Raw genomic sequence first — 25,430 nt, 5'->3', positions numbered from 1 at the left:
ATGAGGAAGCGCAACAGATTACTGACGGGCCTGCTCACGGCACTGGCCCTGGCGGTACCGACCACGGCAGCGGCCGCCGACGAACCGGCCCCGCTGGCCAAACCGGCCTTCCTGGCCCCCTTCGAGTGCCAGTCCCAGTGGACGTACTCGACCTACCCGGGCCACGGAAACGTCCTGGACTTCATCCGCTCCGACGGCAGGGCGACCCCCGGTTCGCCGGTGCTCGCCTCGGCCGCGGGCACCGCGACCCGGCACAACCAGCCCGGCGGCGGTGGCCAGTACATCCGGATCGACCACGGCGACGGCTGGATCACCGAGTACATGCACCTCGCCACCTACGAGATCCCCGACGGCGCCCAGGTCCGGCAGGGCCAGCTGATCGGCACGGTCGGCAGCACCGGCAACGTCACCGGCCCGCACCTGCACTACGAGCAGGAACTCAACGGCGTCCACCAGGACATCGAACTGGAGGGCAAGGTCCTGACGCCGTACCCGGGTGAGTACGGCGAGAAGTTCATCACCAGCACCAACGGCTGCGACGGCGGACCGGGCGGCCCCGGCGACCCGGAACCGCCGGTCCAGAAGGACACGGCCCTCACCTACGACGGCCCGGCGACCCTCTCCAACGGCTCCCCGGCCGCCCTGTCGGCGACGCTCAAGGAGAAGGAGTCCGGCACCCCGGTCGCCGACCGCGAGGTCACACTCACCCTGGGCGCGAACCAGACCTGCAAGGCGAAGACGTCTGCCGAGGGCAAGGCGTCCTGCACGATCGAGAAGGTCGCGCAGCCGCTGACGGACACGGCGACGGTTCCGGTGAAGGCGGCGTTCGCGGGCGACGAGGCGTACAAGGCGTCCGAGGCCACGGCCGAGCTGAAACTCCAGTACGTCACGGGCCGGGCGTACGGCCTCTCGGCCACCGTCCCCGTCCTGGTCCTCCCGGTCGTCATCGCGCCCACCCCCGACACCGGCGAGGTCCGCACCGCGGACACGAAGACGGCCGCCCCGCCCTGCACCCAGAACATCAGCGCCCTGGTCCTGACGGCGGACGCCCTGTGCGCCGACGTCACCACCACGACCGGCCCGAGCGGTACGACGGCCAAGTCGAGCCTGGCGAAGGTCAGTCTGGGCCTCCCCGGCCTCCCGGTCGTGGCGGCGACGGGCGTGACGGCCACCTCGAAGAGCACCTGCGAGGCGAGCACCGGCACGACGGACCTGAAACTCACGATCGCCGGGACCCCGGTCACGGTCCCGAACATCCCCAACTACTCCATCGACCTCGGCCCCACCGCCAAACTGGTGGTCAACGAACAGACCGAAACCCCGACCGGCCTGACGGTCAACGCCCTCCACATCACCGCCCTCGGCGGCGCGGACGTGGTGGTGGCGTCGAGCACGAGCGGGGCGCACAACTGCGCGTAGCTAACTGAGCGGGGCCCCGGCAGGGTGGACGAACTCGCACCACACCACCTTGCCGGGGTCCCGCTGTCCCACCCCCCACTTGTCGGCGAGCGCGCTCACGAGCAACAGCCCGCGCCCGCCCTCATCCGCGCAGTCCGGCACACATGGCTCCCCGCCCCCGCTGTCGTGCACCTCCACCCGCACCACGGCCCCGTCGTACCGCACCCGCAGCAGGAACCCCCGCCCCGGCGGTGCCCCGTGCAGCAGGGCGTTGGTCGCGAGCTCGCTCACACACAGCGACACGTCCTCGCCCCGCTCCCAGTCACCGAGCCCCCAGTAGAACAGCGCCCACCGCACCAACTTCCTGGCAGCAGGCACGGATCGGCGGTCCCGGGCGTAGAACTGGTCCCGCTGACAGGGAAGTTGGCTTTCCTCATTCACGGGACGAATGTCGCGCAGAGTCACTACGGTGGATCACCGAGTGAACCCGTACAGATTTTTTGTACGGGCTCCCACCCGGTGACGTACGTGGGCCCGGGGGATTGAGACCAGCATGAGCGCGAAGAAGCCGCCGCGGCCGAAGAACCTGACCTCGATGAAGATGCTGGGCAAGCAACTGGGCGCGGCGAGGCGCTCCGCGGGCTACACCCAGGGTGCGCTGGGCACCCTCGTCGGGCTGGACGAGGAGACGATCGCGTCGATCGAGCAGGGCCGGCGAGCCCTGAAGCCGGATCTGGCGGGCCTGTTGGACGAGATCCTGGACACCAAGGGGGTGCTTCCGGCGGGGGTGGCCAACCTGCCGGAGATCGACCAGTTCCCGATGTGGGCCGAGCTCTATATGGAGCATGAGCGGGAGGCGATCGCGTTGTCCTGGTACGACAACGCGGTGCTGCCGGGCCTGCTCCAGACGCGGGCCTATGCCGCAAGAGCCCGCCGACGCTGAGCTTCGTGGTCTGGGAGCCGGTGCTGCACATGATGATCGGTGGACCGGCGACCCGTCTCGATCAGGTCCGGCACCTGCGGGAGTCCGCCGAACTCCCCTGCATCACCTTGCAGTTCCTGCCTCTCGACAGCCCCTCTCACGCCGGTATGAACGGGCCCTTCACGCTCCTCGAAACCCCGGACCACCAGCACCTCGCGTACACCGAGTCGCAACGCGGCAGCCAATGGGTCTCGGACGCGGACGAGGTGTCCAGGCTGGCGCGCAAGTATGCGATGCTGCGGACACAGGCCCTGACCCCTCAGGACTCGAAGGGCCTGCTCGACCGCCTGCTAGGAGAGCAATGAGCGCCGAAGCACTTCAGTGGTTCAAGTCGACCTACAGCGGAGACGAGGGCGGCCAGTGCCTCGAAGTCGCCTACGAGTGGCGCAAGTCGAGTTACAGCGGCAGCGAAGGCGGCGCCTGCCTCGAAGTCGCCGCCACCCCCCACACCATCCACATCCGCGACTCCAAGAACCCGGCGGAGACGAGCCCCACCCTCAAGCTCGCCCCCGCCGCCTGGGCCGCCTTCATCCGGTCCGCCCGCTGAGCCTCAGCCTTTGAGGCCCTCCCCCAGCCTCCGCAGCCCCTCCCCGATCCGGTCCGGCGTCTCGGTGACGAAGCACAGGCGCAGCGTGGACCGGTCGGGCCGCCCCGCGAAGAACGGCGCACCCGGCACGTAGGCGACGTCGTGCCGCACGACCTCGCCGAGCAACGCCGTCGTGTCGTACGCCGAAGGCAGCCGCACCCACAGGAACATCCCGCCCTCGGGCCGCTGCCAACTCGACCCCTCCGGCAGGACGTTCGCCAGCCCGGCGAGCATCGCGTCGCGCCGTTCGCCGTAGACCGCCGCGACCCGCGCCACGTGGGCGTCGAGGTCGTTGTCGGCCAAGTACCGTGCCGCGGCAAGCTGGTTGACGGTCGGGGTGTGCAGGTCCGCGGCCTGCTTGGCGATCGCGCAGGCCCGCCGCAGCTCCGCGGGCGCGCGCAGCCAGCCGAGCCGCAGGCCCGGGGCCATGACCTTGGAGAAGGAGCCGAGGAGCACGGTGCGGTCCGCCGCTTCCTCGTGCGCGGCGATCCACGGCACCCGCTCCCCCTCGAAGCGCAGCTCCCCGTACGGGTCGTCCTCGACGATCCACAGCCCGTGCCGCGCCGCGACGCCGGCGAGCGCGGCCCGCCGCTCGGCGGGGACGGTACGGCCGGTGGGGTTCTGGAAGGTGGGCACGGTGTAGAGCAGCTTCGGCCGTTCCCGTACGACGAGTTCGGCGAGCGCCTCCGGGTCCGGACCGTCGGCGTCGCCGGGCACGCCCAGCACCCGCGCCCCCGCGAACCCGAACGCCTGAAGTGCCGCGAGATAGCAGGGCTCCTCGACGAGGACGGTGTCGCCGGGTTCGACGAGCGCGGTCGCGAGCAGGGACAGCGCCTGCTGGGAGCCGGTGGTGACGAGGACGTCGTCGGCGGTGGTGGGCAGCCCGCGCACCGACGTCCGCTCGGCGAGCGCGGTCCGCAGCGTCGGCTCGCCCTCCGTCGTGGAGTACTGCAACGCCTGCGCGGGTGCCTCGGCCAGCACGGCGTCGAACGCGGCCGCGATGGCGTCGGCGTCGAACAGCTCGGGCGCGGGGAGCCCGCCCGCGAAGTTGATGACCTCGGGCCGCGCGGTGACGGCGAGGATGTCCCGTACCGGAGAACCACCGATCGACCGGGCCCGTGCGGCGAGCGGAGGCGCCGGGGCGGCGACGTCTGCGGATGCTGTGGGTGCGCTCGTAAGGGTCATGCGCAGCACCCTAGACAATTACTTGCCGCCTACAAGTAGCTTTCCGGGATGCGGTCCGCCCGTCCCGCGGCCTCGGCCTGGGACGCCACAGAACCGCAGCTCAGAGGCCGTTCCGTTGTTCCCGCGTCCCGAATCCCCGCGCCACCCCTGGCGCCGGCAACGCACCGCCGCCCAAGCTGGGCCCGCCGAACCCCCCACCCGAGAGGGCCGCGTCATGTCCAGGTCCGCACCCACCGTCCGCACCACCCGCACCACCCGGCTGCTGGCCGTGCTGGCGGTCGTGGTCGCCGTGTTCACCCTCACGGCGTGCGAGGACGGCGAGGGCCTGCGCGACGAGGGCCCGTCGTCCTCCACGTCCCTGGGCTACGACCCGTCGCCCGCCTCCCACGCCTCCCCGCCGAGCGGGAACTCGTAGGCGGGACGCCCGTTGTTGCCACTGGTCCGGAAGGGCTTGTCCCCGTCGCCGATCCGCAGCGTTCCGCTGCGCGCACCGCTCGACCAGTCCAGCTCCAGATACCAGCTGACGTCGTACGCGGAGGCGTCGGCCTTGATGTAGTACACCTCGGGGTCCGACTCGCTCACCTTGAACGGGAAGTCCCGGTGCCCCGCCTCGGGCACGACGGCGGGCCGCGCCGCGTCGAGGGCGACGGTGAAGGACCGGGTCGGCACATTGCCGCCGCAGCCCACGCCCGGATACCCCATGGCGTAGTCGTTCCAGGCGAGCGGCGACCGCTTGCCCGCCATGTGCACGGTCAGATCCTTGACGACGACCGTCTCCGCGCCGGTGCCCTGCACGGTGAGCGTCAGGTACTGCTCCCCCGACGACACCGCTCCCGTGGCGGCCACCCATGCCGCCGCGTCCTGCTCGACGGGCGGCGGGGGCACCTCGCCGGGCGGCTTGTCGATGAGATAGCGCTGGGAGCAGGGGCTCTCCCAGGAGTAGGGGGCGGCGGCGACGGTCAGCGGGGCGGCGGTGGAGGCGGACGACGGAGTGGACGTCGCCTTCCCGCCGGCGCCCTGCCCCCGTGCCTTGTCCCCCACGGTGGCCGTGGGGGAGACGGACGGCGAGCTGTCCGACGGCGAGCTCTTCGACGCCGAGGGGGACGCTGCCGCGCTCTCCCCCGGCCCGTCGTCACCGGCGGCGGACACGGACCCGGCAGGACGCTCACCCCGCTCGTCGTCCCCACCGAGGGGCAGGCTCACGGCAAGCCCGACGGCACCGAGAACACCGGCCGCGGCGACGGCGGCGACGAGAGCGGTACGACGACGGCGACGAGGGGGCGCATCGGTCGCATCCGCACCCGAGGCCGCCGCCTCTGACACGGCCGGCACCGGATCGACCGGCGCAACCGGCTCAACCGGCGCCGCCGCAGGAGCGGTTGCGGCCCCAGCCGCTCCCTTCCTCCCCCGCCCCGCATCCGCCAGCACCCACCGCCGATGCAGCTCGACGAGCTCCTCCGGCGTGGCCTTGCACAGTCGCGCGAGCCGCTCGACGGGCGCGTAGTCCGCCGGTACGGCATCGCCGTTGCAGTAGCGGTGCAGCGTCGACGTGCTCATGTGCAGCCGCTTGGCGAGCACCCCGTAACTCAGCCCGGAGCGGTCCTTCAACTCGCGCAGGAACTCGGCGAACGCATCCGCGCCGGAGCCGTCGGTCACCGTTCTCCACCCCCGTGTCATCCCGTTCCGGCGTTCCAGGAACGGACTGTTCTCCCAGGTCAGACGCCGTTTCGGCGTTCCAGCGTCCCGACTGGCCGGTCAGCTGTGGCGGCCGGGACGAGACACCCCGCAAGCTCTGATCATCCCAACCAGCGCTTCCGAAAGGGAACTTGCCATGCGCACCGTACGCAGCCACCTGCTCGCCGCCGCCGGACTCACCCTCGCCACCCTCGCACTGACCGCGTGCAACGACGGAAGCGGCACGACGGACGAGGGAGCGGCCAAGCCCACGGCATCGTCGACGGCGACGCCGACGACGGGCAAGCCGTCCGCCACTCCCGCGAGCGGCACCACGAAGTCCCCGTCGCAGCAGCCCTCGCGGCAGCAGCCGTCCTCGGCAGTACCGGCGGACAGCGACGACACCGACCCCGCCGCCTACCCCTTCTGCAACGGCGCGAACACCACCGTCACCGCCCAGCCGGTCTCGCGCCCCCTCAACCACCTGCTCCTGACGGTCGAGAACACCGGCTCCAAGCCCTGCAACCTCACCTACTACCCGGTGCTGCGCTTCGACGAGATGCAGTGGGCGCCGCGCCCGGTCGAGGCCTCGCACCCGCAGGCGGTCGTCACCCTGAACCCCGGCGAGTCCGGCTACGCGGGCGTGCTGCTGTCGGCCGCCGACGGCAGCGGCGACGGCGGGACGACCGGCAGGAAGCTGACGGTGATGTTCCAGGCGGGCACCCCGAACAGCGACGGGGGAGCGTCGGCGACCCCGGCACTCCCCGCGAAGGGCGTGTACTACGACAGCACCCTGACGCCGACCTACTGGCAGACCGCGGCGGACGACGCCCTGTCCTACTGACGACCGTCGTTGAGCATCCGAGCCGCCTCGACGGCCCAGTACGTGAGGATGTTCTGGGCCCCGGCCCGCTTGATGCCGGTCAGGGTCTCCAGGATCGCCCGCTCCCGGTCGATCCAGCCCTTCTCCGCCGCGGCCTCGACCATCGAGTACTCGCCGGAGATCTGATAGGCGGCGACGGGAACGTCCACGGAGTCCGCGACCCGGGCCACGATGTCGAGGTAGGGCCCGGCCGGCTTCACCATCACCATGTCGGCCCCCTCCTCCAGATCGAGGGCCAGCTCCCGCAGCGACTCCCGCGCGTTGGCGGGGTCCTGCTGGTAGGTCTTGCGGTCCCCCTTCAGCGAGGACCCGACGGCCTCCCGGAACGGCCCGTAGAAGGCGGAGGCGTACTTGGCGGTGTAGGCGAGGATGGCGACATCCTCCCGGCCGATCTGGTCGAGGGCATCGCGGATGACGCCGATCTGCCCGTCCATCATGCCGCTCGGCCCGACGACATGGGCCCCGGCATCGGCCTGGACCTGGGCCATCTCGGCGTACCGCTCCAGGGTGGCGTCGTTGTCGACCCGCCCTTCGCTGTCGAGGACCCCGCAGTGCCCGTGATCGGTGGTCTCGTCGAGGCACACGTCGGACATCACCAGCAGCTCGTCGCCGACCTCGGCCCGCACATCGCGCAGGGCGACCTGCAGAATCCCGTCGGGATCGGTCCCCGGCGTCCCCAGGGCGTCCTTCTTGCTCTCCTCCGGCACCCCGAAGAGCATGATCCCGGAGACCCCGGCGGCGACGGCCTCCGCGGCGGCCTTCTTCAGGCTGTCCCGGGTGTGCTGCACCACGCCGGGCATGGCCGTGATGGGCACCGGCTCACTGACGCCCTCCCGGACGAAGGCGGGAAGGATGAAGTCGGCGGGATGCAGCCGGGTCTCGGCGACCATCCGCCGCATCACGGGCGAGGTCCGCAACCGCCGCGGCCGACTACCAGGAAACGATCCGTACTTCGACATACCCCTAAGCTACGCCCGCCCCCGGCCCCCCTTTACCAACACTCCGTCGGCCCCGGACACGGCAACGGCCGCCCGACCAGAAGGTCAGACGGCCGTACACCGCGATCCACCCGACGCACCTCACGTCGTCGTACGACGCCTCCGCGCCCCCGGCCGCCGCTCGCTCGGCCGCGTCACCGGGTCCCCGGCCTCGACCGCCGCGGCGCGCCGCTTCAGCCCGAAGTCGGCCAGCGCCTCGGCGAGCTTGTGCACGGACGGCTCCGGCGCCATCACGTCCACCCGCAGCCCGTGCTCCTCGGCGGTCTTCGCGGTGGCGGGCCCGATGCACGCGATCACCGTCACGTTGTGCGGCTTGCCGGCGATACCGACCAGGTTCCGCACCGTCGAGGACGACGTGAAGAGAACGGCGTCGAAGCCACCGCCCTTGATCGCCTCGCGCGTCTCGGCCGGCGGCGGCGAGGCCCGCACGGTCCGGTAGGCGGTGACGTCGTCGACCTCCCAGCCGAGCTCGATCAGCCCGGCCACCAGGGTCTCGGTGGCGATGTCGGCGCGGGGCAGGAAGACCCGGTCAATGGGATCAAACACCGGGTCGTACGGCGGCCAGTCCTCCAGCAGACCGGCGGCCGACTGCTCGCCGCTCGGCACCAGGTCCGGCTTAACGCCGAAGGCGATGAGCGCCTTGGCGGTCTGCTCACCCACCGCGGCCACCTTGATACCCGCGAAGGCCCGGGCGTCGAGCCCGTACTCCTCGAACTTCTCCCGTACGGCCTTGACCGCGTTGACCGAGGTGAAGGCGATCCACTCGTACCGGCCGGTGACGAGCCCCTTGACCGCCCGCTCCATCTGCTGGGGCGTGCGCGGCGGCTCGACGGCGATGGTGGGCACCTCGTGCGGCACGGCACCGTAGGAGCGCAGCTGGTCGGAGAGCGAGGCCGCCTGCTCCTTCGTCCGCGGCACGAGCACCCGCCACCCGAAGAGCGGCTTGTTCTCGAACCACGACAGCTGGTCGCGCTGGGCGGCGGCAGAACGCTCACCGACCACGGCTATCACCGGCCGCCCGCCCTCGGGCGAGGGCAGTACCTTGGCCTGCTTGAGGGTCTGGGCGATGGTGCCCAGGGTGGCCGTCCACGTCCGCTGCCGCGTGGTCGTACCGGCCACCGTCACCGTCATCGGGGTGTCGGGCTTGCGGCCGGCGGCCACCAGCTCGCCCGCCGCGGCGGCGACGGAGTCGAGGGTCGCCGAGACGACGACCGTGCCGTCCGAGGCCCCCACCTCCGTCCAGCACCGGTCGGAGGCGGTCCGGGCGTCCACGAACCGCACGTCCGCGCCTTGCGCGTCCCGCAGCGGGACACCGGCGTAGGCGGGCACACCGACGGCCGCCGCGACACCGGGAACCACCTCGAACGGCACCCCGGCGCGGGCGCACGCCAGCATCTCCTCGGCGGCGTACGCGTCGAGTCCGGGGTCCCCGGACACCGCACGCACGACCCGCCTGCCGCCCCGCGCGGCCTCCATGACAAGATGTGCGGCATCCCTCACGGCGGGGACACCAGCGGTTGCTGACGAGCCGTCAACAACCGTCAACTGAGGCGTGCCTGTGCCCGGAACCGGGTCCGCGGAGGACCCCGGTTCCGTGTTCACGACGGCGACGCCCGACCGGGCGTGGACGCGTACGACGTCGAGCACCTCGTGCTCGGCGACGAGAACGTCCGCGCTCGCCAGCGCCTCCACGGCGCGCAGAGTCAGTAGCCCCGGATCCCCGGGTCCGGCACCCAGGAAGGTGACGTGCCCGTGCTCAGGACCGGCGGCAGGAAGGGTGGTGGGGCTCACTGTGCTCGCTCCCCCATCAGACCGGCCGCGCCCTGGGCAAGCATCTCGGCCGCGAGTTCACGGCCGAGCGCCATTGCCTGGTCGTACGTCTCGGGCACGGGACCGGTGGTGGACAGCTGCACCGTACGAGAGCCGTCGGTGGTACCGACTATCCCCCGCAGGCGCATTTCCTTGACAACGTGCCCGTCGGCCAGGAGGTCGGCCAGCGCGCCCACAGGGGCGCTGCAACCGGCCTCCAGGGCGGCGAGCAGCGACCGCTCGGCAGTCACGGCGGCCCGCGTGAACGGGTCGTCGAGCTCGCCGAGCGCGGCGATCAGGTCCGCGTGGTCCGCGGCGCATTCGATCGCGAGTGCTCCCTGGCCGGGAGCGGGCAAAACCGTGTCGACCGACAGGAAGTCGGTCACTTCCTCGACGCGCCCGATGCGGTTCAGCCCGGCCGCGGCCAGCACCACCGCATCCAGCTCACCGTCGTGCACGTACCGGATGCGGGTGTCGACGTTGCCGCGGATCGGAACGGTCTCGATGTCGAGGCCGTGCGCCCGCGCATACGCGTTCAGCTGGGCCATGCGCCGCGGCGAGCCGGTCCCGATCCGCGCCCCGCGGGGCAGGTCGGTGAACTTCAGCGCGTCGCGGGCGACGATGACGTCCCGCGGGTCCTCGCGCACCGGGATCGCGGCGAGCGAGAGCTCCTCGGGCTGCGCGGTCGGCAGGTCCTTGAGCGAGTGCACGGCGAAGTCGACCTCACCGCGCAGCAGCGCGTCCCGCAGCGCGGTGACGAACACACCGGTGCCACCGATCTGCGCGAGCTGCTCCCTGCTCACATCCCCGTACGTGGTGATCTCGACGAGCTCGACGGGCCGCCCGGTCACCTGGCTCACGGCGTCCGCCACCTGCCCGGACTGGGCCATGGCGAGCTTGCTCCGCCTGGTCCCGAGCCGTAGCGCCTTGGTACTCATGCCGACCCTCGGCCTTCCTCATCGGTGGTGCTGTCCTCGGCCCGCGAGACGGCGGCGACCGTCTCCTGGTCGAGGTCGAACAGGGTCCGCAGCGCGTCCGCGTACCCGGCACCGCCGGGTTCGGCCGCGAGCTGCTTGACCCGTACGGTCGGTGCGTGCAGCAGCTTGTCCACCACGCGCTTCACGGTCTGCGTGATCTCGCCGCGGTGCTTGTCGTCGAGCCCGGGCAGCCGGCCTTCCAGCCGCGCCATCTCCATGGCCACGACATCGGCGGCCATGGTGCGCAGCGCGACGACGGTGGGCGTGATGTGCGCGGCCCGCAGCGCCGCCCCGAAGGCCGCCACCTCATCGGCGACGATCCGCCGCACCTGATCGACGTCGGCGGCCATGGGAGCGTCGGCGGAAGCCTCGGCCAGCGACTCGATGTCCACGAGCCGCACCCCGGCGATCCGGTGCACGGCGGCGTCGATGTCCCGCGGCATGGCGAGGTCGAGCAGGAAGAGGACGGGCTGCGGCCCCTCGGCGGGCGGCTCGGGCCGACGCCGCTCGGGAATCCGCCCGACGCGGGCCGCGGCGGCGGCGAGCGCGGCGATGGCCTCGGCCTCGTCGACGACGGACCCGGAGCCCTGCGGCCGGGGCGCGTTGTCGACCCAGGCGGCATGCTGCTCGAGCTCGGCGGCGGCCATCCCGGCGACGGCGGCTTCCCCGAGCACGGAGAAACCGGGCGTGGCCTGAACGGCGTTCAGATCGAGCGGACAGTTCTCGTCATCCGCGGAGCCTGCGGCATTCCGGTCCGCCAAGCTGCGGGCATTCGTGCCGCCTAGGGCGGCACGGGTGGGCGCAGGCGGCACCCCGTCAGCGCCGGGCTGCGCGACGCCCCCGCCCCCGGCCCCCACGTCCGGCACCCGCCCACCGACAGCCACCGAAACGGCGTCCCCGGTGAGCACCAGCCCCGTCGCGCCCGTACAAGACACCACGACATCGGCACGTGTCAGCTCGCCCGGCACCGCATCCATCGGTACCGCGCGGGCCACCACGTCCCCAGGAGAGGACGCCCCGTCATTGAGGATCTCGGCCAGCCGCTCGGCCCGCTCCGCGGTCCGGTTGGCGATGACCACCTCACCGACCCCGGCCCGCACCAGCGTGGCCGCGGCCAGCGAGGACATCGACCCGGCCCCGATGACCAGCGCCTTCTTCCCCCGAGCCCAGTCCGCGACCTCACCCCCCGCAGCGAGCTGCTCCAGCCCGAAGGTGACCAGCGACTGCCCCGCCCGGTCGATCCCGGTCTCGGAGTGCGCCCGCTTGCCGACCCGCAGCGCCTGCTGGAAGAGATCGTTCAGCAGCCGCCCGGCGGTGTGCAGGTCCTGCGCCTTGGCGAGGGAGTCCTTGATCTGCCCGAGGATCTGCCCCTCCCCGACGACCATGGAGTCGAGCCCGCAGGCGACGGAGAACAGGTGATGGACGGCCCGGTCCTCGTAGTGCACGTACAGATAGGGAGTGAGCTCGTCGAGCCCCACCCCGCTGTGCTGGGCGAGCAGCGTGGACAGCTCGGCGACACCGGCGTGGAACTTGTCGACGTCGGCGTACAGCTCGATGCGGTTGCAGGTGGCGAGCACCGCGGCCTCGGCGGCCGGCTCCGCGGCGACCGTGTCCTGGAGCAGCTTGATCTGCGCGTCGGCGTGGAGCGCCGCCCGCTCCAGCACGCTGACCGGGGCGCTGCGGTGGCTCAGCCCTACGACGAGGAGACTCATGCCGGCATCACGGCGGGTACGTCCCCGTCGGGTCCCTGGTCGGCGGACTCACCGCGCGCGGCGACGGCCGGGGCGGCGCCGTCGGCACCGGCGGCCTCCTCGCCGGCCTTGCGCTGCTCGTGGAAGGCGAGGATCTGGAGTTCGATCGACAGATCCACCTTGCGCACGTCGACGCCGTCCGGGACGGACAGCACGGTCGGCGCGAAGTTCAGGATCGAGGTGACACCGGCCGCCACCAGCCGGTCACAGACCTGCTGCGCGGCACCGGCCGGGGTCGCGATGACGCCGATGCTCACGCCGTTGTCCTCGATGATCTTCTCCAGATCATCGGTGTGCTGCACGGGCATGCCCGCGACCGGCTTCCCGGCCATCGCCGGGTCGGCGTCGATGAGCGCGGCCACCCGGAAACCACGGGAGGCGAACCCGCCGTAATTGGCGAGGGCGGCGCCGAGGTTACCGATACCGACGATCACGACCGGCCAGTCCTGGGTGAGCCCGAGCTCACGGGAGATCTGGTAGACGAGATACTCGACGTCGTACCCGACACCACGCGTTCCGTAAGAACCGAGGTAGGAGAAGTCCTTGCGCAGCTTCGCGGAGTTGACCCCCGCCGCGGCCGCGAGCTCCTCGGAGGAGACCGTGGGAACCGAGCGTTCCGACAGTGCGGTCAGCGCGCGGAGGTACAGCGGAAGCCTGGCGACGGTGGCCTCGGGAATCCCTCGGCTACGGGTCGCCGGTCGGTGAGTTCGGCCAGTTGCCACGGTGCTCCTGCGGGTAGAGCGGGGCTGCAGGCGGTCACACGTACCTAGACCGCCCCGTCGAATGCAGGCTATGTCTTTGTGAACGCGTGCACAAAGATGGTGTCCGATTTGCCCGGCCAACGTGACCGGGGTCACGCACTGCTGTCTCGAGGGCAAAACGGGTCACTCTCCTCACGAATCCCACCCCCAAGGCCAAGCCGCCAACGATCCTAAGCGAGTTTGCGGATCGTTTGGACTACTCGGTCAGTGCCCGCCTCAGTCGATCTTCGTCCACCCGCCAGAACGTGTGCTGTTCACCATCGACGAGTACGACGGGAATCTGCTCCCAGTACTGGTCGTGCAGCGCCTGATCTGCGGAGATGTCCTTCTGCTCCCACGTCGCACCGAGTTCGCCGCACACCTTCTCCACGACGAGTTGTGCGTCATCACACAGATGACAGCCGGGCTTGCGGATGAGGGTGACCAGCCTGTCCTGGGGCGCTGCGGAGGACTTCCGGCGGAAAAGGGGGCTCATACCAGCCATTGTCCCGCGCCCCCCAACCGGCCTGCGAGCAGTTCTTTAACGACAGAGTCTCGGAGAGTTCACACCCTCCAAACCTCTCGACTCCGGAACCCCCGAACAAACTGGCTATGCTCACGCCATGGCCGCTCTCGGATGGCTCACTCCCCGTAGGCGCTCCGCCACGGCGCGGAGCGTGTTGGCAGGCGAGGCCTCGGCGGAGGCCGCGCGCAAGTCGTCACAGGAGCAGGAGGTCGAGGAGACCTCCGCGCCGGGCCCCGGCCCGGGCGAGGAACCGGAGTTCCCGGTACTCGGCGACGACAAGGCAGCCGCCTTCTTCGACCTCGACAACACCGTGATGCAGGGCGCCTCGCTGTTCCACTTCGGCCGGGGCCTGTACAAGCGGAAGTTCTTCGAGACCCGCGACCTCGCCAGGTTCGCCTGGCAGCAGGCGTGGTTCAGGCTGGCCGGCATCGAGGACCCGGAGCACATGCAGGAGGCCCGCGACTCGGCGCTCTCCATCGTCCAGGGCCACCGCGTCTCCGAGTTGATGTCCATCGGCGAGGAGATCTACGACGAGTACATGGCCGAGCGCATCTGGCCCGGCACCCGCGCCCTCGCCCAGGCCCACCTGGACGCGGGCCAGAAGGTGTGGCTCGTCACCGCGGCACCGGTGGAGATCGCCCAGGTGATCGCCCGCCGTCTCGGCCTGACCGGCGCGCTGGGCACGGTCGCGGAATCCGTGGACGGCGTCTACACCGGCAAGCTGGTCGGCGAACCCCTGCACGGGCCCGCGAAGGCGGAAGCGGTACGCGCGTTGGCGTCGGCGGAGGGCCTGGACCTCTCCCGCTGCGCCGCCTACAGCGACAGCCACAACGACATCCCCATGCTCTCCCTGGTCGGCCACCCCTACGCGATCAACCCGGACACAAAGCTGCGCAAGCACGCCCGCCAACTGGACTGGCGTTTGCGCGATTACCGCACCGGGAGGAAGGCCGCGAAGGTGGGCATCCCGGCGGCGGCCGGAGTGGGAGCGGTGGCAGGAGGAACCGCAGCGGCGATCGCTTTGCATCGCCGCCGCCGGTAAGTGGGCTTTGTCTTCTGTCCTCCCAAAAGACGAGCGATACCCCCCACCACCCTCATCCAGTCCTCTTGTCGGCACACGGCCACAACACGCCCCGCTCCTGACCGAAACCCGATCCAAAGCGATCAACAACCGGTCACTCTGCGGTACTTGAGAGGGCATCAATCGGTTACAGAAGCGACGTAATCGATGAATAGAGCAACTGGGTGTAGCAGTGCCTGCACGAAGCGTTATTCTCCTCAGACGCAATCCGGTACCCCTCCGTCGCTACGACGGGTGAACGGTCCCGCACTGCACGTGATGGAAGCTCTGCCTCTGGGAGTCCCGTGTACTCACACGTCGGGGTTGACGCCTCGGGCCTGGCTACGCTGCGCGCGACGGTCACCAACCTCATGCGCTTCGTCCCCACCGCGTACGCCGTCCCCGCCCTTGCCGTAGCCACCGCACCAACCGGCCCGTGCTACGCACTGGCCGAGAGCAGCGCAGCCGTCGGCAGAAGGGGACGCTCGGCCGGCGCCGCCACCACCGCCCGCCGTCCCGCCGCGGACAGCGACAGCGCCCGGATGATGGACCTCGTCGAACGCGCCCAGGCCGGCGAGGCCGACGCGTTCGGGCGGCTCTACGACCAGTACAGCGACACCGTCTACCGGTACATCTACTACCGCGTGGGCGGCAAGGCGACCGCCGAGGACCTCACCAGTGAGACGTTCCTGCGGGCGCTGCGCAGGATCGGCACCTTCACCTGGCAGGGCCGCGACTTCGGCGCCTGGCTGGTGACCATCGCCCGCAACCTCGTCGCCGACCACTTCAAGTCGAGCCGCTTCCGCCTGGAGGTGACCACCGGCGAGATGCTCGACGCCAACGAGGTCGAGCGCTCCCCGGAGGACTCGGTCCTGGAGTCCCTCTCCAACGCCGCCCTCCTGGACGCGGTCCGCCGCCTCAACCCGCAGCAGCAGGAGTGCGTGACGCTCCGCTTCCTCCAGGGCCTGTCCGTCGCCGAGACCGCGCGCGTGATGGGCAAGAACGAGGGCGCCATCAAGACCCTCCAGTACCGGGCCGTCCGCACCCTCGCCCGGCTCCTCCCGGACGACGCCCGCTGACCCCGGCCGCCCTCCGCCACTCTCCGCCACTTTCTGCCACGCCCAACTCACGGTCAGTTAAAGTCTGTTGACTTCGCGATCCGATCATCCGCAGTCCGTAACCCAAGTGCCGCGCCGCTCGTTGTGCGGGATGCAGGCTCCCTGTGGTCACTCCCCGGCCGACTTCGATCACTCGATCGTGTGCATGCGGTCAGGGCGTGCAACCCTCAGGACCCCCTGGGGAGTCGACCGTCATGACGAGAGGAGGTGCCGCCAGTGATCGCGAACGTATCGGCGCACCGGCGGGCGAACGCCTTCGCCCAGGCCCTGGAGGACCAGTCCGACCGGGGCACGGCGGCCCAAGAGGCCGAAGGACCGGCGCCCGACCCGGCCGCCGCCGAACAGACCGAGCAGGGGCGCATGCTGGCCCTCACGGAATGTCTCGGCGAGCTGCCGAAGCCGGAGCTGGATCCCGAGGTCAAGGTCGTCCAGCGGGCCCAGCTGGTGGCAGCGTTCGAGGCCATGCTCCAAGAGGGCACCGTCGGAGGCGAGGCAGGCAACGCGTCGGTGCCCGAGCAGCGCTCGCATCGCGCGCGGGGCGCCCACCGGGCGACCGGACTGGGCAAACTGCGACCGCGTTCCCGGCTCACCAAGGGTCTCGCCGCCGGCGGGCTCAGTGTCGGGGTGGCCGCCGGAGCCTTCGGCGGAGTCGCAGCGGCCAGTTCGGACGCCCTCCCGGGCGACTCCCTCTACGGCCTCAAGCGCGGCATCGAGGACTTCAAGCTCAACTACCTGTCCGACGGTGACGACGAACGCGGCCAGTCCTATCTCGACCAGGCCTCCACCCGGCTCAACGAGGCCCGTCGCCTGATGGACCGCGACCGCGGCGGCCAGTTGGACCACGAGTCGCTGGGCGAGATCCGCCGTGCCCTGTTCGGCATGCAGCACGACGCCTCCGAAGGCCACCGCCTGCTGCACGAGGCGTACGAACGCGACCCGGACTCCCTCGGCCCCATCCAGGCCCTCTCCTCCTTCTCGCGCTCGCACCGCGAGGTCTGGGGCGCCCTCCGTGACCGCCTCCCCGTCCAGCTGGGCGACGTCAGTCAGCAGGTGTCGTCGGTGTTCGACGCCATAGACGAAGAGGTCGCCCCGCTCGAGTCCCTGCTCCCCCAGCCCCCCACGAAGGGCGGCGGCACAGGCAACAGGCAAGGCGGTTCCGGTACGGCGTCCACGGGCGCGTCCGGCTCCGACCGTTCCACGGCACCGAGCAAGGGCAAGGGCACCTCGGACGGCACGGGCACCGACTCCGGCAGCCCCAGCCACTCCGCCACGTCCGGCAGCGAGGACGGCCTCCTCGGCGGCAACACCGGCGGCCTCCTCGACCCACCGGAGACGGGAAGCACCGCCTCCCCCTCCACCACGCCGACCAACGAGCCGGAGGTCACCATCTCCCCGCTCCTGCCGGGCCTGCTGCCGGGCCTGGGAATCGACAGCGAAGACGCCAACTAGGCACAGCGGTACGACGATGGGGGCGCCCTCCCCGGGGAGGGCGCCCCCATCGTCGTACGACCGGCTAGAAGAACACCGACCGCCGCTGCACCAGCAGCTTGTACAGCGTGTGCTGGATCTGCTCCCGCACCTGGTCCGTCAGGTTGAACATCAGCATCGGGTCCTCCGCCGCCTCCGGCGGATAGCCGTCCGTGTGGATCGGCTCGCCGAACTGGATCGTCCACTTCGTCGGCAGCGGGATCGCGCCGAGCGGGCCGAGCCACGGGAAGGTCGGCGTCAGCGGGAAGTACGGGAAGCCCAGGAGGCGGGCCAGCGTCTTGGCGTTGCCGATCATCGGGTAGATCTCCTCCGCGCCCACGATCGAGCACGGGATGATCGGGGCGCCCTTGCGCAGGGCCGTCGAGACGAAGCCGCCGCGGCCGAAGCGCTGGAGCTTGTAGCGCTCGCTGAACGGCTTGCCGATGCCCTTGAAGCCCTCCGGCATCACCCCCACCAACTCGCCCTGGCCGAGGAGCCGTTCGGCGTCCTCAGCGCAGGCCAGGGTGTGGCCGAGCTTGCGGGCCAGCTCGTTGACCACCGGCAGCATGAAGACCAGGTCTGCCGCCAGCAGGCGCAGGTGCCGCCCCGCGGGATGGTTGTCGTGCACCGCGACCTGCATCATCAGGCCGTCCAGCGGCAGCGTCCCGGAATGGTTGGCGACGATCAGCGCGCCGCCCTGCGCCGGGATGTTCTCGATGCCCTTCACCTCGACCCGGAAGTACTTCTCGTACACCGGCCGCAGCAGGGACATCAGGACCTGGTCGGTGAGCTCCTCGTCGTAACCGAAGTCGTCGACGTCGTAGTCCCCAGTGAGGCGGCGGCGCAGGAACGACAGACCACCGGCGATACGCCGCTCGATACCGCCCTCGTCCTGCGGCCTGGCCGGCGGCGGTTGTTCCTCACGCGTCACAGGGACATCATCCTGCGTCGGCGCCCTGCTGGGCAGGGGCTGGACCTCACGGACCAGCGAGGACTCCTTGCGCCGACTCCCCGTACCTCGGCGCCGCGACGGCCGCTGCACGGCGGCCCCGCGGGACCTGTCGTCGTCGAACGGAATGACCTTGGCATCCGCCATCGTTGATGCGCTCCTCAGTTGGCGCTCTGCGTCGGGGGGTGGCTCGGAAGGTGACCGCCGCCCAGGGCCGGCAGCGCGGCGATCCGGTCGACGGCGCCCGCAAGGGCCTCCGGCGGCAGCAGCCCGGGGCCGCGGACCCGCGCGAAGTCCGCGAAGGTCTCCGCCGTCGTGTACTTCGGCTGGAACCCGAGCGTCTCCCGCATCTGGTCCGTCGCCACGACCCGGCCATGGGTGAGCAGCCGGATCTGTTCGGGCGAGAAGTCCGTCACTCCCAGCGTGCGGACCAGCGAGCCGGCCCAGGTGACGGCGGGCAGCAGCAGCGGCACCGTGGGCCGCCCCAGCCGCCGCGAGCACTGCGAGAGCAGCAGCACCCCGTCGCCGGCGATATTGAAGGTGCCGCTGTTGAGCGTGCCCCGCTCGGGTTCGTGCGAGGCGATGCGCAGCACCTCGATCACATCGTCCTCGTGGACGAACTGAAGCCGCGGGTCGTAGCCGAACACCGTCGGCAGCACCGGCAGCGAGAAGTACGAGGCAAGGGGCGTGTCGGTGCTCGGCCCGAGGATGTTCGCGAAGCGCAGCACGCACACGGCGACATCGGGCCGCCGCCGCGCGAAGCCGCGCACATACCCCTCGACCTCGACGGCGTCCTTGGCGAACCCGCCGCTGGGCAGGGACTTGGGCGGGGTGGTCTCGGTGAAGACCGCGGGGTCGCGGGGCGCGGACCCGTACACGTTCGTACTGGACTTCACCACCAGCCGCTTGACCGTCGGCGACTTCTGACAGGCACCGAGCAGCTGCATCGTGCCGATGACGTTGGTCTCCTTGACCGTGGTCCGGCTGCCGCTGCCCAGCGCCATCGCCGTCACGTCCAGGTGTACGACCGTGTCGGCGCCCGTCTCGGCGAGCACACGCGCGATGGTCGCCTGCCGGATGTCGGCCTGGATGAAGTCCGCACCGCCCAGATGGTGCTCGGGCGGCACGGCGTCCACCGCGATCACCCGGTCCACCTGCGGGTCACGCTGGATGCGTCGGACGAACCGGCCCCCCAGTTGACGGGCCACTCCGGTCACGAGCACGACCTTGCCCAAGATCAGCGCCTTCCTTCCAGCACTCGTCCCGTCCCTCCGGCCAACCTAGCGGGTCGATGTTGCGCTGTGATGACCGCCCAATGCACGAAGTGACGACATCCACAGTCGTACGACCAGACCAGGCCATGTGAAGGAACCGGGTTCCTGGATATCGAGGCGGATATGCGTGTGGCCCCCCACCGGGTGTGGTGGGGGGCCACAATGCACACTGCCTGCGCAGCGCCGTACTACTTCTTGTTACGACGCTGAACGCGCGTGCGCTTGAGCAGCTTGCGGTGCTTCTTCTTGGCCATCCGCTTGCGCCGCTTCTTGATAACAGAGCCCACGACTACCCTCGCTCACTTCTCATCACTCGGTGTTTGGGCGCCATGGGCCCACACGACCTACGAGGGGCTAGCCTACCCGCCCGAGCGCTGAGCTCGTAATCGAGGCCGTCGCCGACCGTTGATCAGGCGGTTTCCACCCCCACATAACTCTCACGAAGGTACTCGTGAACCGCTTGCTCGGGGACGCGGAAGGACCGCCCCACCCGGATCGCGGGCAGATGACCGCTGTGCACCAGCCGGTACACGGTCATCTTCGACACTCGCATCACCGAGGCGACTTCCGCCACGGTAAGGAACTGAACCTCGTTCAGAGGCCTCTCGCCAGCTGCAGCCATGACACACCTGAACCTTCCGCACTCGACGGCCACCGGCTTCCCCTTCCGGTGACTCTTCGTCGTTGCGTGCTCACTCCCCAATGTAGGGGCGGGTGATGCGAGTGGGGAAGAGGTGCACCCATCGGCGGCCTACTGTGACAGACACGCTCGATTGAGTACGTAGCGGGTAAGCGGCCGGTAGTAATCAGACCGCACAGCGTCATCAAGTGGAACGACTACGGACACGACCCCTTCGGCCTCCCCCACGAACAACGCGGGATCATCCGTGTCGGCCAGCCCAATGGCCTCAAACCCCAGCTGACCTGCCCCGCAGACCCACCCGTGATCCCCGATGACAAGCTCGGGCAGCCCTGTGCCGCGCTCCGCGGCGGCCGCCAGCACGGTGCGAACCGGGAGCGGCGAGTGGGTGTGCACGCCGGTCGCACAACCGGAGCTCGACCCGTCCGGTTCCCGCACGAGCGCGACTCCTCGTACGTAGTCAAGGTTGTACGTGCGTAGGCCGAACCGGGTCGTTATGTCGACACAGTGACCCTGCGCTGGGGTGAGAACGGCACATCCCGCCGCCGACAACGCGTCCGCCAAGGCGGCGTAGAACCCGAGCAGTCGGTGCGGATGTCCGGTGCCGAGCAACACCGCGGCGCCACGCTCCGCCACGGCGGCGAGCCGAGCAGCGAAGGCGTCGAGCGCGGCGAGCGTCCGTTCAGGATCGATCACATCATGACCGGTTGTATGTCTGGAATCACGAGAAACCCCACACTTATCGGCCATCAACTCAATCAAATCCCGCTGCCCCCACGACCATTCAGGATCAAGCCCGATCAGCAGCCGAGGGTCCCGAGCGGCGAAAAGCCGATAACTCCGCAGACTCTCCTCACGGGAGGTGGCCACGGGCCCGGCAAGACGAGCAGCCAGCAGATGGGCGCGCAGGGCGCCGGTGCTCAACACGGGAGCGATGGTGACGGACGCACACGACAACCGGCAGCGGAACGGGAAAACACCGCACAGTCGGCGTAACGACCCAACAGCCGTACGCCCACCACACCCACAACAGACACCCCTCGACCACAGCCTGCACCGCAGCGGGCAGCCTCGACCACAGCCTGCGCCGCAGCGGGCAGCCTCAACGTCAGCCTGCGCCGCAGCTGGCAGCCTCAACCTCAGCCCGCGCCGCAGCGGGCAGCCGCAGGGAGCCTCCCCCTCGGCCCTGGACGCTGCCATTCCCCTGGCTGCGGGCAGTCGTGCCGCTGGGGCGGCACGGGTGGGCGCAGCGGCACCCCGCCAGCGCGGGCAAGCGAAACCCACCCCCGCCCAGCCCCCAGCCCGCCCCCACCAGGTCCCACCGACCCCAGCCCCAGCCCCAGTCCAAGCCCCGGCCCCGGCCCCAGTCGCAGTCCTACGCCAACAACCCCCGCAACGGAAACACCGCCCGTCGAGTAGCCAGCACCGCCTGGTCCAGCCGATCCGCAGGGTCGTACCCCGCCTCCCACTCGGCCCACCCCACCGGCCACCGCCCATCGGTCATCCGCATGGGCGCCAACTGCCGCGTACGCGCGAACACTTCCTGCCGCCAGCTCTCCGGAATCACACTCTCCGGCGCCAACTCCCGCCCCGCAGCGATCCCCACGAGATGCGTCCACGACCGCGGCACGACCTCCACGACCGCGTACCCGCCCCCGCCCAACGCCACCCACCGCCCGTCGGCGTACTCGTGCGCCAGCTCATGACAGGCCACCTGCACAGCCCGCTGCGCGTCCAACGACACGGCGAGATGAGCCAACGGGTCCTCGAAGTGCGTGTCCGCCCCGTGCTGCGTGACCAGCACCTGCGGCCGGAACTCGGCGAGCAGCTCAGGCACCACCGCATGGAACGCCCGCAACCACCCCGCATCCCCGGTCCCCGCAGGCAACGCGACATTCACCGCGCTCCCCTCGGCCGCACCGGCCGCCCCGGTCTCCTCGGCCCACCCGGTCTGCGGGAACAGCGTCCGGGGATGCTCGTGCAGCGAGATCGTCAGAACCCGCGGGTCCTCCCAGAACGCCGCCTGCACCCCGTCCCCGTGGTGCACGTCGACATCCACGTATGCGACCCGCTCGGCCCCCAGCTCCAGCAACCGGGCAATGGCCAAGGACGCGTCGTTGTAGATGCAGAACCCCGACGCGCCCCCCGGCATCGCATGGTGCAGTCCGCCCGCGAAGTTCACCGCGTGCAGCGCGTCCCCGCGCCACACCGCCTCCGCCGCCCCCACCGACTGCCCGGCGATCATCGCGGACACCTCATGCATCCCGGCGAAGGCAGGGTCGTCGAGCGTCCCGATCCCGTACGCCCCGTCCGCCGCCCCGGGATTCTCCGACGCCGCCTTCACGGCCTCGATGTAGTCCTCCCGGTGCACCAGCCGCAGCGTCGACTCACCCGCCGGCTTGGCGGCCACGACCTCCACATCCCGGTCCAGCCCGAAGGCACCCACCAGACTCCGGGTCAGGGCGAGCCGAACCGGATCCATCGGGTGCTCCGGACCGAAGTCATAGCCCGTTACTGCCTCGTCCCACATCAGCTGTGCGCGGCCGCTCATGCCCGCCACCGTATCGGTCCGGTTGAGTGCCGAACGACCGGGCGTACACAAGCGTCACCAGCACCAACACCATCGGCACGAGCATCGCCCCGCGATAACTCCACGCGTCCCCCAACGCCCCCACCAACGGCGAACCGACCAAAAACCCGACGTAATTGAACACATTGAGCCGCGCGACAGCCGCGTCCGAGGCCCCAGGACCGAAATTCTCGAAGGCGTACCGTCCGGCCGCCGCGAAGGTCTGTGGCACCAGCACACACAACCCCAGCCCGAGCAGCGTGAACCCGAGCATCCCCACCCATGCCCCGGGCGCCGACGCCACCACGGCGAACCCCATCGCCGCCACGACGGCCCCCATCCGCACGACCACCACGGCCCCGAACCGCCGCACCCCGAGATCCCCGATGGCCCGCCCGAGCAGGGTGGTGACCATATAGACGTTGTACGGCACGGTCGCCAGCTGCTCACTGCTCCCGAGCACGTCCTGCAGATACTTCGCGCTCCAGTTGGAAACGGTCGAGTCCCCGATGTACGCGAAGGTCATCACCAGGCAGAACGGCAACAGCGCCTTGAAGACCACACCCCCACCCGCCGAAACCCCTGAGGCCCCTGAGGCCCCTGAGGCATCCAAGGTCCCTGAGGTGCCGGAGACCCCGGATTCCGCCACCGACTCGGCAGCGCCGCCCCCGTCGACGTACCACCGGCTCCCGACGAACGCGGCCGGCAGCAGCACGGCCACCACCGGCAGATACGACACGAACAGCGCCAGATCCCAGTGCGCCCCCACCCACGCCAACGAGGCCCCCACGATCCCACCCAGGCTGAACACGGCATGGAAGCTGAGCATGATGCTGCGCCCGTACGCCCGCTGCAGACTGACCCCGAGCATGTTCATCGAGGCGTCCAGCGCACCCACGGCCAGCCCGAAGGCGGCCAGCGCCACCCCCAGCTCGACCGTCGCGTCCCCCGCCCCGACCCCGAGCAGCGCCAGCAGCACCACCGGCTGGGCCCACCGCAGCACCCGACTCGGCGGTATGCGCTTCACCAGCTTCTCGGTCGACACACTTCCGACCCCGGCCAGCACCGGCACCGCGGCCAGAAAGGCCGGCAGCAACGCGTCGGAGACCCCGTACCGGTCCTGGATCGCCGGAATCCGCGTCACGAGCAGAGCGAAGGCCACCCCCTGCGCGAAGAAGCTGAACGCCAACGAGGCCCTACCGCGCCGCAGCACATCTGTCATGGCGGCGAGCGTAGGGCCCCGGGCTACCCGTGGGTAGATCCAGCCAAAGATGAATTTCCTTCAGCTTCGGCTCACGGCGGTGCGATCAGGCGGCGACGGAGACCTGAGCCTTCATGGCCTCCTCGGCGGCCTCGACCTCGGCGGCGATCATCCGCTCCATGGGCCCGGCGCCCAGCGCCCCACCGACGACGATCCCGAGCCCGATCGCCACGACCATGATCACCGACCCGAGCCACACCATGGTGTCCACGGGCGCGGTGTACGCCCCCACGATCCGCACCACGCACTCCCCGAGCAGCACCACACCCCACACCACGGAGAAGACCCGCTCGGCCCGCAGGAAGTCCGCCGACCTCGCAGTGCCGCCACCCAGCAGCCGGTCCCAGGCAGCCTGCTTGGCCACATCGGCCTTGACCAGGAAGGGCTTGAGCCCGGCCGTCATCATCGGCCGCCCCCACACCACCGACACCAGAATCCCGATCCCGATCGTGCTGCTGACCGCACTGTCCTTGGCGAGCATCAGCCGCGGATCCCCGGAGACGAAGCTGAGCAGCAGAGACATCAGGTTCACGACCAGAATGAGCCCGGCGAGCCCGTTGACCTTCCGCTCCTTGACGACCCCCCACACCGTCCGCAGGGCCGGCGCGACACTGCTCCAGGCAAGCGCCGCGAAGGTGCTCATCCCGAAGGCCTCCCGGAAGAGGTAGTACGACCCGACAGGCACCGCCACGTCCAGGAGCAGCGGGCGGAAGGGGTTCTGCTGCTTGTTCGCACTCGTCGTCGTCATGCCCTCAGCTTCTCGTCCGCCTGGGCTCCCCCAGTAGAAACGATCGTCCAGAGCCAGGCATGACAAATGTCAGGCCCGGGATCACACCAGCAGACCGCTCAAGTCCCTCATGTCGCGGAAGAGTTGAGTGGCATCGGCCAGCTTGGCGGCAGGCGTCATCGCCGTGAACCCGTACACGTCCATCCCGGCCGCGACAGCCGCCTGCACCCCCAGCGGACTGTCCTCCACGACGACACACCGCCCCGGCGCCACCCCCATCCGCTCAGCGGCATACAGAAACAGATCCGGCGCCGGCTTCCCCCGCCCCACGTCCTGCGAACTGAAGATCCGCGACTCCTCGAACCACCGGTCCAGCCCGGTCGTCCGATGCCCCACCCGAATCCGCTCATGACTCCCGGACGAGGCAACGCAGTACGGCACCCCGGCGCCGGCCAGCTCCTGGAGCACGTCCACCGCGCCCTCCACAGGCTTCAGCTCCCGCTCGAACGCCTCGAACACCCGCCGGTGAAAGACGTCGTCGAAATCCTCCGGCAGCCGCTCCCCCGTGCGCTCCAGCACCAGATCATGAATCCGATGCATCGCGGAGCCCATGTAGTCCCGGATGGAGTCCTCGTACGAGGTCGGATGCCCGAGCTCCGTCAGATAGGCGGCCAGCAGTCGATTGGAGATCGGCTCGCTGTCCACGAGGACACCGTCATTGTCGAAGATCACGAGGTCGTAGCGCATATCCCCGAGCCTAAACGCAGAAAACCCCGCACCGAACCGGTGCGGGGTTTTCTCAAATTTTGTTCGGCGGCGTCCTACTCTCCCACAGGGTCCCCCCTGCAGTACCATC

25 protein-coding genes and 1 pseudogene are annotated in these 25,430 nt (G+C 70.3%); 8 read left to right on the top strand and 18 right to left on the bottom strand.

Annotation, left to right across the window (positions count from 1 at the left end; all coding sequences use genetic code 11):
• The gene (locus tag DI272_RS26675) at positions 1–1,419 is read left to right on the top strand and encodes a M23 family metallopeptidase (protein ID WP_109497784.1); all 1,419 of its coding nucleotides are present in this window, start codon (positions 1–3) and stop codon (positions 1,417–1,419) included.
• Here DI272_RS26675 and DI272_RS26670 read toward each other — a convergent pair whose 3' ends face one another.
• Positions 1,420–1,839 (bottom strand): ATP-binding protein, encoded by a 420-nt coding sequence (locus DI272_RS26670; protein WP_109501052.1) that lies wholly within the window; start codon positions 1,837–1,839, stop codon positions 1,420–1,422. It abuts the gene before it with no gap.
• Between the two features lie 112 nt (positions 1,840–1,951).
• On the opposite strand from DI272_RS26670, the pseudogene DI272_RS26665 reads away from it, so the two are divergent.
• Positions 1,952–2,685: pseudogene (locus tag DI272_RS26665) on the top strand (Scr1 family TA system antitoxin-like transcriptional regulator).
• Positions 2,682–2,927, top strand: a complete 246-nt coding sequence (locus tag DI272_RS26660; RefSeq protein WP_109497783.1) for a DUF397 domain-containing protein — start codon at positions 2,682–2,684, stop codon at positions 2,925–2,927. Before DI272_RS26665 ends, DI272_RS26660 begins: the two are co-directional and overlap by 4 nt.
• A gap of 3 nt (positions 2,928–2,930) precedes the next feature.
• Here the strand turns inward: DI272_RS26660 and DI272_RS26655 are convergent, their stop codons facing one another.
• A complete protein-coding gene (locus DI272_RS26655; RefSeq protein WP_109497782.1) occupies positions 2,931–4,151 on the bottom strand; it encodes a PLP-dependent aminotransferase family protein in 1,221 nt (406 codons plus the stop codon).
• Positions 4,152–4,365: 214 nt separating this feature from the next.
• On the opposite strand from DI272_RS26655, the gene DI272_RS26650 reads away from it, so the two are divergent.
• A complete protein-coding gene (locus tag DI272_RS26650) occupies positions 4,366–4,566 on the top strand; it encodes a hypothetical protein (RefSeq protein WP_109497781.1) in 201 nt (66 codons plus the stop codon).
• Here DI272_RS26650 and DI272_RS26645 read toward each other — a convergent pair.
• Complete coding sequence (locus DI272_RS26645; RefSeq protein WP_375138070.1) at positions 4,515–5,807, bottom strand: helix-turn-helix domain-containing protein; 1,293 nt, start codon at positions 5,805–5,807, stop codon at positions 4,515–4,517. The genes DI272_RS26650 and DI272_RS26645 overlap by 52 nt on opposite strands.
• Before the next feature lie 175 nt (positions 5,808–5,982).
• On the opposite strand from DI272_RS26645, the gene DI272_RS26640 reads away from it, so the two are divergent.
• Complete coding sequence (locus DI272_RS26640) at positions 5,983–6,669, top strand: DUF4232 domain-containing protein (protein WP_109497779.1); 687 nt, start codon at positions 5,983–5,985, stop codon at positions 6,667–6,669.
• Here DI272_RS26640 and hemB read toward each other — a convergent pair.
• The 6 genes from hemB to DI272_RS26610 form a co-directional block, all read right to left on the bottom strand.
• Positions 6,663–7,667 (bottom strand): porphobilinogen synthase, encoded by a 1,005-nt coding sequence (gene hemB / locus DI272_RS26635; RefSeq protein WP_109497778.1) that lies wholly within the window; start codon positions 7,665–7,667, stop codon positions 6,663–6,665. The two genes, DI272_RS26640 and hemB, sit on opposite strands and share 7 nt — an antisense overlap.
• A 120-nt stretch (positions 7,668–7,787) precedes the next feature.
• Complete coding sequence (locus DI272_RS26630) at positions 7,788–9,497, bottom strand: uroporphyrinogen-III synthase (protein ID WP_109497777.1); 1,710 nt, start codon at positions 9,495–9,497, stop codon at positions 7,788–7,790.
• Positions 9,494–10,453, bottom strand: coding sequence for a hydroxymethylbilane synthase (gene hemC, locus DI272_RS26625; protein WP_109497776.1), 960 nt, complete (start codon positions 10,451–10,453; stop codon positions 9,494–9,496). The genes DI272_RS26630 and hemC overlap by 4 nt, the downstream gene beginning before the upstream one ends.
• Positions 10,450–12,204: a glutamyl-tRNA reductase gene (locus DI272_RS26620; RefSeq protein WP_109497775.1), complete on the bottom strand. Its 1,755-nt coding sequence runs from the start codon at positions 12,202–12,204 to the stop codon at positions 10,450–10,452. Before DI272_RS26620 ends, hemC begins: the two co-directional genes overlap by 4 nt.
• Positions 12,201–12,965, bottom strand: coding sequence for a redox-sensing transcriptional repressor Rex (locus DI272_RS26615; RefSeq protein WP_109497774.1), 765 nt, complete (start codon positions 12,963–12,965; stop codon positions 12,201–12,203). The genes DI272_RS26620 and DI272_RS26615 overlap by 4 nt, the downstream gene beginning before the upstream one ends.
• A gap of 235 nt (positions 12,966–13,200) precedes the next feature.
• Positions 13,201–13,488, bottom strand: coding sequence for a glutaredoxin family protein (locus DI272_RS26610; RefSeq protein ID WP_109497773.1), 288 nt, complete (start codon positions 13,486–13,488; stop codon positions 13,201–13,203).
• Between the two features lie 118 nt (positions 13,489–13,606).
• Between DI272_RS26610 and DI272_RS26605 the strand changes: the two genes are divergently transcribed.
• The 3 genes from DI272_RS26605 to DI272_RS26595 all read left to right on the top strand — a co-directional run bounded on the left by DI272_RS26605 (position 13,607) and on the right by DI272_RS26595 (position 17,136).
• Positions 13,607–14,551 carry an HAD family phosphatase gene (locus tag DI272_RS26605; protein WP_109497772.1) on the top strand — a complete coding sequence of 315 codons (945 nt, stop codon included), beginning with the start codon at positions 13,607–13,609 and terminating at the stop codon, positions 14,549–14,551.
• Positions 14,552–14,874: 323 nt separating this feature from the next.
• Positions 14,875–15,648: an ECF subfamily RNA polymerase sigma factor, BldN family gene (locus DI272_RS26600; RefSeq protein WP_109497771.1), complete on the top strand. Its 774-nt coding sequence runs from the start codon at positions 14,875–14,877 to the stop codon at positions 15,646–15,648.
• A gap of 255 nt (positions 15,649–15,903) precedes the next feature.
• A complete protein-coding gene (locus tag DI272_RS26595) occupies positions 15,904–17,136 on the top strand; it encodes a DUF5667 domain-containing protein (RefSeq protein WP_109497770.1) in 1,233 nt (410 codons plus the stop codon).
• A 64-nt stretch (positions 17,137–17,200) separates the two neighbouring features.
• On the opposite strand, the gene DI272_RS26590 is transcribed toward DI272_RS26595, so the two are convergent.
• The 9 genes from DI272_RS26590 to DI272_RS26550 form a co-directional block, all read right to left on the bottom strand.
• Positions 17,201–18,250: a lysophospholipid acyltransferase family protein gene (locus tag DI272_RS26590; RefSeq protein WP_109497769.1), complete on the bottom strand. Its 1,050-nt coding sequence runs from the start codon at positions 18,248–18,250 to the stop codon at positions 17,201–17,203.
• Positions 18,251–18,264: 14 nt separating this feature from the next.
• Positions 18,265–19,338, bottom strand: coding sequence for an NAD-dependent epimerase/dehydratase family protein (locus DI272_RS26585; protein WP_109497768.1), 1,074 nt, complete (start codon positions 19,336–19,338; stop codon positions 18,265–18,267).
• A 227-nt stretch (positions 19,339–19,565) separates the two neighbouring features.
• Positions 19,566–19,664: a 30S ribosomal protein bS22 gene (locus DI272_RS26580; protein ID WP_003948845.1), complete on the bottom strand. Its 99-nt coding sequence runs from the start codon at positions 19,662–19,664 to the stop codon at positions 19,566–19,568.
• 122 nt (positions 19,665–19,786) lie between these two features.
• The gene (locus DI272_RS26575) at positions 19,787–19,999 is read right to left on the bottom strand and encodes a helix-turn-helix domain-containing protein (RefSeq protein WP_004984898.1); all 213 of its coding nucleotides are present in this window, start codon (positions 19,997–19,999) and stop codon (positions 19,787–19,789) included.
• A gap of 129 nt (positions 20,000–20,128) precedes the next feature.
• Positions 20,129–20,944, bottom strand: a complete 816-nt coding sequence (locus DI272_RS26570) for a phosphatase (protein ID WP_109497767.1) — start codon at positions 20,942–20,944, stop codon at positions 20,129–20,131.
• A gap of 448 nt (positions 20,945–21,392) precedes the next feature.
• A complete protein-coding gene (locus DI272_RS26565) occupies positions 21,393–22,568 on the bottom strand; it encodes an acetoin utilization protein AcuC (protein ID WP_109497766.1) in 1,176 nt (391 codons plus the stop codon).
• Positions 22,519–23,808 (bottom strand): MFS transporter, encoded by a 1,290-nt coding sequence (locus tag DI272_RS26560; RefSeq protein WP_109497765.1) that lies wholly within the window; start codon positions 23,806–23,808, stop codon positions 22,519–22,521. Before DI272_RS26560 ends, DI272_RS26565 begins: the two co-directional genes overlap by 50 nt.
• Before the next feature lie 85 nt (positions 23,809–23,893).
• Positions 23,894–24,595 carry a VC0807 family protein gene (locus DI272_RS26555; protein ID WP_109497764.1) on the bottom strand — a complete coding sequence of 234 codons (702 nt, stop codon included), beginning with the start codon at positions 24,593–24,595 and terminating at the stop codon, positions 23,894–23,896.
• Between the two features lie 81 nt (positions 24,596–24,676).
• Complete coding sequence (locus tag DI272_RS26550; protein ID WP_109497763.1) at positions 24,677–25,321, bottom strand: HAD family phosphatase; 645 nt, start codon at positions 25,319–25,321, stop codon at positions 24,677–24,679.
• Between the last annotated feature and the right edge of the window lie 109 nt (positions 25,322–25,430).

This window comes from Streptomyces sp. Act143, from assembly GCF_003143935.1.
Taxonomy (GTDB): Bacteria; Actinomycetota; Actinomycetes; order Streptomycetales; family Streptomycetaceae; genus Streptomyces.
Note: the sequence above shows the minus strand (reverse complement) of the source record. Positions and strands in the feature narration are given on the sequence as shown.

Bases quoted from the DNA above. Each gene is read 5' to 3' on its own strand.
- DI272_RS26675 (WP_109497784.1), top strand. From the start codon at position 1: ATGAGGAAGCGCAACAGATTACTGACGGGCCTGCTCACGGCACTGGCC.
- DI272_RS26660 (WP_109497783.1), top strand. From the start codon at position 2,682: ATGAGCGCCGAAGCACTTCAGTGGTTCAAGTCGACCTACAGCGGAGAC.
- DI272_RS26655 (WP_109497782.1), bottom strand. From the start codon at position 4,151: ATGACCCTTACGAGCGCACCCACAGCATCCGCAGACGTCGCCGCCCCG.
- DI272_RS26650 (WP_109497781.1), top strand. From the start codon at position 4,366: ATGTCCAGGTCCGCACCCACCGTCCGCACCACCCGCACCACCCGGCTG.
- DI272_RS26640 (WP_109497779.1), top strand. From the start codon at position 5,983: ATGCGCACCGTACGCAGCCACCTGCTCGCCGCCGCCGGACTCACCCTC.
- hemB (WP_109497778.1), bottom strand. From the start codon at position 7,667: ATGTCGAAGTACGGATCGTTTCCTGGTAGTCGGCCGCGGCGGTTGCGG.
- hemC (WP_109497776.1), bottom strand. From the start codon at position 10,453: ATGAGTACCAAGGCGCTACGGCTCGGGACCAGGCGGAGCAAGCTCGCC.
- DI272_RS26620 (WP_109497775.1), bottom strand. From the start codon at position 12,204: ATGAGTCTCCTCGTCGTAGGGCTGAGCCACCGCAGCGCCCCGGTCAGC.
- DI272_RS26610 (WP_109497773.1), bottom strand. From the start codon at position 13,488: ATGGCTGGTATGAGCCCCCTTTTCCGCCGGAAGTCCTCCGCAGCGCCC.
- DI272_RS26605 (WP_109497772.1), top strand. From the start codon at position 13,607: ATGGCCGCTCTCGGATGGCTCACTCCCCGTAGGCGCTCCGCCACGGCG.
- DI272_RS26590 (WP_109497769.1), bottom strand. From the start codon at position 18,250: ATGGCGGATGCCAAGGTCATTCCGTTCGACGACGACAGGTCCCGCGGG.
- DI272_RS26575 (WP_004984898.1), bottom strand. From the start codon at position 19,999: ATGGCTGCAGCTGGCGAGAGGCCTCTGAACGAGGTTCAGTTCCTTACC.
- DI272_RS26565 (WP_109497766.1), bottom strand. From the start codon at position 22,568: ATGAGCGGCCGCGCACAGCTGATGTGGGACGAGGCAGTAACGGGCTAT.
- DI272_RS26560 (WP_109497765.1), bottom strand. From the start codon at position 23,808: ATGACAGATGTGCTGCGGCGCGGTAGGGCCTCGTTGGCGTTCAGCTTC.
- DI272_RS26555 (WP_109497764.1), bottom strand. From the start codon at position 24,595: ATGACGACGACGAGTGCGAACAAGCAGCAGAACCCCTTCCGCCCGCTG.
- DI272_RS26550 (WP_109497763.1), bottom strand. From the start codon at position 25,321: ATGCGCTACGACCTCGTGATCTTCGACAATGACGGTGTCCTCGTGGAC.